At 52.0% G+C, this 5,243-nt stretch carries 4 protein-coding genes, 4 tRNA genes and 1 rRNA gene; 1 reads left to right on the forward strand and 8 read right to left on the reverse strand.

What is annotated here, in order from left to right; all coding sequences use genetic code 11:
• From HMPREF1024_RS00870 to HMPREF1024_RS00850, 5 genes are all read right to left on the reverse strand, one after another.
• The coding region (locus tag HMPREF1024_RS00870; RefSeq protein ID WP_009309949.1) for a GTP-binding protein at positions 1–573 on the reverse strand (573 nt) is incomplete at its 3' end.
• A 115-nt stretch (positions 574–688) separates the two neighbouring features.
• Positions 689–764: transfer RNA gene (locus tag HMPREF1024_RS00865), tRNA-Thr, on the reverse strand.
• Between the two features lie 5 nt (positions 765–769).
• Positions 770–844: transfer RNA gene (locus HMPREF1024_RS00860), tRNA-Gly, on the reverse strand.
• 115 nt (positions 845–959) lie between these two features.
• Positions 960–1,044 (reverse strand) — tRNA-Tyr (locus tag HMPREF1024_RS00855).
• A gap of 10 nt (positions 1,045–1,054) precedes the next feature.
• Positions 1,055–1,130 (reverse strand) — tRNA-Thr (locus tag HMPREF1024_RS00850).
• Positions 1,131–1,558: 428 nt separating this feature from the next.
• Between HMPREF1024_RS00850 and coaA the strand changes: the two genes are divergently transcribed.
• Entirely contained in the window at positions 1,559–2,509 is a 951-nt protein-coding gene (gene coaA / locus HMPREF1024_RS00845) for a type I pantothenate kinase (protein ID WP_002883524.1), read from the forward strand.
• A 24-nt stretch (positions 2,510–2,533) separates the two neighbouring features.
• Here the strand turns inward: coaA and birA are convergent, their stop codons facing one another.
• The 3 genes from birA to rrf all read right to left on the reverse strand — a co-directional run bounded on the left by birA (position 2,534) and on the right by rrf (position 5,052).
• Complete coding sequence (gene birA, locus HMPREF1024_RS00840) at positions 2,534–3,496, reverse strand: bifunctional biotin--[acetyl-CoA-carboxylase] ligase/biotin operon repressor BirA (protein WP_009309950.1); 963 nt, start codon at positions 3,494–3,496, stop codon at positions 2,534–2,536.
• Positions 3,493–4,521: a UDP-N-acetylmuramate dehydrogenase gene (murB, locus tag HMPREF1024_RS00835; RefSeq protein WP_009309951.1), complete on the reverse strand. Its 1,029-nt coding sequence runs from the start codon at positions 4,519–4,521 to the stop codon at positions 3,493–3,495. The genes birA and murB overlap by 4 nt, the downstream gene beginning before the upstream one ends.
• A 417-nt stretch (positions 4,522–4,938) precedes the next feature.
• Positions 4,939–5,052: ribosomal RNA gene (rrf, locus tag HMPREF1024_RS00830) — 5S ribosomal RNA — on the reverse strand.
• Between the last annotated feature and the right edge of the window lie 191 nt (positions 5,053–5,243).

The following is a 5,243-nucleotide window of genomic DNA, read 5'->3' on the forward strand; positions in this document are numbered from 1 at the left end:
TTCGATGATTTTCGCTTCCCACTCTGCGTCGCCTTCCAGCGCTTTCAGAGCAGAACCACGAACGATCGGAGTGTCGTCGCCCGGGAAATCGTACTGAGACAGCAGTTCACGAACTTCCATCTCAACCAGTTCCAGCAGCTCTTCGTCATCAACCATGTCGCATTTGTTCAGGAACACGATGATGTACGGAACGCCTACCTGACGACCCAGCAGGATGTGCTCACGAGTCTGCGGCATCGGGCCGTCAGTCGCAGCAACAACCAGGATCGCGCCGTCCATCTGCGCAGCACCGGTGATCATGTTTTTAACATAGTCGGCGTGGCCCGGGCAGTCTACGTGCGCGTAGTGGCGAGTCGGGGTGTCATATTCAACGTGAGAGGTGTTGATGGTGATACCACGAGCTTTTTCTTCCGGCGCGTTATCGATCTGGTCGAATGCGCGAGCGGAACCACCGTAGGTTTTAGCCAGAACGGTAGTGATGGCAGCGGTCAGCGTTGTTTTACCATGGTCAACGTGGCCGATAGTACCGACGTTAACGTGCGGTTTTGTACGTTCAAACTTTTCTTTAGACATCGATTGTCCCTCTAAGACACGGATAAATCGGTGATATCACCACATCAACCAGGCAACATGCCCGACTTGTTGAATGAACATAACAGAAGAGAAACAGGGAAGGAGAGAAAAGAAGTGGTGCTGATACCCAGAGTCGAACTGGGGACCTCACCCTTACCAAGGGTGCGCTCTACCAACTGAGCCATATCAGCACGTCTGGAGCGGGCAGCGGGAATCGAACCCGCATCATCAGCTTGGAAGGCTGAGGTAATAGCCATTATACGATGCCCGCATCCTGAAACTCGGCTACCCAGTTCTTTCTGTAATACTAAAGAGACTGCTCTCTTTAGTATTGAGCTGATTAGTTTACCCAACCAACTCCGGCTCCGCAAAGCGTCGCCAGAAAGTGGTGGTGGGGGAAGGATTCGAACCTTCGAAGTCGATGACGGCAGATTTACAGTCTGCTCCCTTTGGCCGCTCGGGAACCCCACCCAAATTGTTATGGTGCCGACTACCGGAATCGAACTGGTGACCTACTGATTACAAGTCAGTTGCTCTACCTACTGAGCTAAGTCGGCATCAAGTAGCGCGCATTCTAGGGAGAGGAGCGAGTTCATGCAACTAAAAATTTGCATAAAACGTTCTCTTGCTCACATTTTGTGCTCTTACGCGAAAAAACGGTGTAATTTCAAGCAGCGGAGTGCAAATATTCGCCAATAATTCGGCGCTTCAGGCGCTGTCCGATCATCTCCGGTTACCTCTATCGCATGCTGACCGCTGACGGAAAGGATTCAGGCCGCTAGCCTAGCCTGTTAGCAAAGGCCATGCTTTGCAAAGAATAAGAAACTTATTCTTCTCTTGTGATGCTGGCGCGAGAAAGCAGCATTCAATGAGTTTTTTTCTTATTATTCCCGGCAATCTGGTGTTACCCTCCTGCCCATTGTCCTGATTAACTCGTGTGAAGCATCACCGTTTCAAGGTATTCGGTGATAGTAAGAACATGCTTATGAGCCAAAAAGAGCAGACGTTAATGACACCGTACCTACAATTTAACCGCCACCAATGGGCTGCACTTCGTGATTCTGTCCCGATGACGTTAACCGAGGAAGAAATCACGCGGTTAAAAGGCATCAACGAAGATCTCTCTCTGGAAGAGGTTGCCGAGATCTATTTGCCGCTGTCGCGTTTGCTCAACTTCTATATCAGTTCTAACCTGCGTCGCCAGGCTGTTCTCGAACAATTTCTTGGCACCAATGGTCAGCGAATTCCCTATATTATCAGTATCGCTGGCAGCGTTGCGGTAGGAAAAAGCACCACCGCCCGCGTTCTGCAAGCTTTGCTTAGTCGTTGGCCGGAGCATCGCCATGTCGAACTCATTACCACTGACGGTTTTTTGCACCCTAACTCGGTTTTAAAAGAACGTGGGTTAATGAAGAAAAAAGGCTTTCCGCAGTCCTATGATATGCATCGCCTGGTGAAGTTTGTCTCCGATCTCAAATCAGGGGTACCGCAGGCAACCGCGCCGGTTTATTCCCATCTGATTTATGATGTTATTCCCAATGGTGACAAAACCGTCGCGCAACCGGATATTTTAATTCTTGAAGGGCTGAATGTTCTGCAAAGTGGAATGGATTATCCGCACGATCCCCATCATGTATTCGTTTCCGATTTTGTCGACTTTTCTATTTATGTCGATGCCCCGGAAGAATTATTGAAAAGCTGGTATATCAACCGCTTTCTTAAATTCCGGGAAGGGGCGTTTACCGATCCGGATTCCTATTTCCATAATTACGCTAAGCTCTCGAAGGAAGAAGCGGTAGATATTGCCACTTCGCTATGGAATGAAATCAACCTAATGAATCTTAAAGAAAATATCCTTCCAACTCGCGAGCGCGCCAGCCTGATCATGACTAAGAGCGCCAATCACTCAGTGAATCAGGTACGCTTACGTAAATAAAAAAGGGAGCCGAAGCTCCCTTTTTTATTCTGCACTGCGCAATGATATTTCACCACCCACCCAGGCTTTTATTACACCATCCTGCTCCAGCAATAGTGCGCCCTGGGCGTCAATGCCACGCGAAATGCCGTAAATTTCTTTATCACCGATAATCAGTTTCACCGGGCGATGAATAAAGTTATCCAGTTTTTCCCAGCGCGGTAGATAGGGAGCCAATCCTTCCTGCTCGAACAGCTCCAGTCCCAGGCGCAGCTCTTTAATCAGGCGCGCGGCGAGGAGGTTACGGTCGATGACCACCCCCGCTTCCTGAAGGCTGATCCATCCCTGATTGACGACATCAGACTCCACGCGACGCATCACAAGGTTGATACCCGCGCCGCTGACGATTTGTGCGGCATCGCCCGTTTTCCCCGTCAGTTCCACGAGGATCCCTGACAGCTTACGATCCTGCAGGTAAATATCGTTTGGCCATTTCACGCGAACCTGTTCGGCCCCGAACTGCTGCAGAACTTCAGCGATCACAATACCGATCACCAGGCTTAGGCCAATAGCCGCTGCCGGGCCCTGCTCCAGACGCCAGTACATCGAGAGATAGAGATTCGCGCCAAAGGGCGAAAACCATTTTCTGCCTCGCCGGCCTCGCCCTGCTTGCTGATATTCAGCCACACAGGCATCTCCGGACGTCAGCTCATCAAGCCTGTCCAGCAAATACTGGTTAGTAGAGTCGATGACGGGAAGGACCGTCACTCGACCATGGTCTATCTCTTGAGAAATCTTTTTCTCATCTAATAGATGAATAGGCTCCGGCAGGCTGTAACCCTTGCCCGGCACAGTAAACACATCGACGCCCCAGTCACGTAAGGTCTGGATGTGCTTATTAATCGCCGCCCGGCTCATGCCTAACTGCTCACCAAGCTGTTCGCCAGAGTGAAACTCGCCATCAGCAAGGATAGAAATTAGCGTTAAAGGGATAGTATGGTCTTTCACGCAATGCTCTCCTCTGCGTTGACTTCACCATGCGTGCCAATGAAGCGCACCTCGGGCTGAAGCCATACATCGAATTTCGCACCCACCCGCTGGCGAACATAATGAGCAAGTTTTACCACATCCTCGCTGGTCGCTCGATCTTCATTAATCAGTACCAGCGCCTGCTGTCGATGGACGGCCGCGCCGCCGATGCGTTGTCCTTTGAGCTCACATTGATCGATTAGCCAGCCAGCGGCCAGCTTGACGCTGCCATTTGCCTGCGGATAGTGCGGTGCATGAGGGAACTGCGCCAGCAGCGCTTTCGCAACCTGAGCGCTGACGATCGGGTTCTTAAAAAAGCTGCCGGCATTACCGTTAATCTTTGGATCCGGCAATTTAGTCATTCGCATATGACAGACCGCATCAAATACCTGCTGCGGCGTGACGGTCTGCGGATCGAGACGCGTTAAATCACCGTAACTCAGTACAGGCTGCCATGTTTTCGCTAACGATAAGCCAATCGCGACGATGGCATAGCGGTCCTGATATTCATGTTTGAAGATACTGTCGCGATAGCCAAAACGGCATTCCGCGGCTGAAAGACGTTGCTTACGCCCGGTTTCCAGCTCAATGCAGTCAACATATTCGCAAACCCGCTGTAGCTCAACGCCGTAGGCGCCAATATTCTGGATCGGCGAAGATCCTGCGCAGCCAGGGATTAACGCCAGATTTTCCAGACCTGGCATCGCATGCTGTAGCGTGAACTGCACCAACTGATGCCAGTTTTCGCCGGCGCCGACGTGCAAGCGCCAGGCTTCCGGCGTTTCGCTCACCTCGATCCCCATAATCCGGTTGAGGATCACCGTACCGGCATAGTCGTTCAGAAACAGGACATTACTGCCTTCCCCAAGGATCAGCGTGGGTTCGCCTGCCGCGGCAGCGGTTTGCCAGGCGCTTAGCAACTGTTGCTCAGTTTCGGCGCGTACTATCGTCTTGGCGAAGCGTTCAATGCCAAAGGTATTCCAGGGTTTGAGGGAGGGGTTCATAGTGGCTTCCTGATGCAAAATCGGCGTTAGTTTATCGTATCTGGCGGGGGAAGGCTTGTCTGATTACAGGGGCAATGATATTGCGGGGCGTTACCGGTGATGATGTGGTGTACCGGTGCGGGCGACAGAACGCGACAGGCCCGTAGCCCCGGTAAGCGCAGCGCCACCGGGGAGGCATACCGGCACGCTGGCCGGACGACAGAAACGCAAAAAGCCCATCCGGCAGGATGGGCTCTTCACTTGCTTGATGCCTGGCAGTTTATGGCGGGCGTCCTGCCCGCCACCCTCCGGGCCGTTGCTGCGCAACGTTCAAATCCGCTCCCGGCGGATTTGTCCTACTCTGGAGAGCGCTCACCGACAAACAACAGATAAAACAAAAAGCCCGGTCTTTCGACCGGGCTTTCTGCTTTATTTGATGCCTGGCAGTTCCCTACTCTCACATGGGGAACCCCAACTACCATCGGCGCTACGGCGTTTCACTTCTGAGTTCGGCATGGGGTCAGGTGGGACCACCGCGCTAGTGCCGCCAGGCAAATTCTTTGGCTCAGTACGCAATTCTTTATCGCATCAGCTGCGTTGCCTGCGCTCGTAAAGTCAGTCACATACTTCAGTATGCTCCTTCCTTTCCGTCGCTTGTCGCCTTGCTGCTGCGCAAATTATTGCGTACTCAACTCTGAATCTAAGCTGAAAATTCTCTCAATCCGCCAAAACATCTTCGGCGT

This window comes from Klebsiella sp. 4_1_44FAA, from assembly GCF_000238715.1.
Lineage (GTDB): Bacteria > Pseudomonadota > Gammaproteobacteria > Enterobacterales > Enterobacteriaceae > Klebsiella > Klebsiella pneumoniae.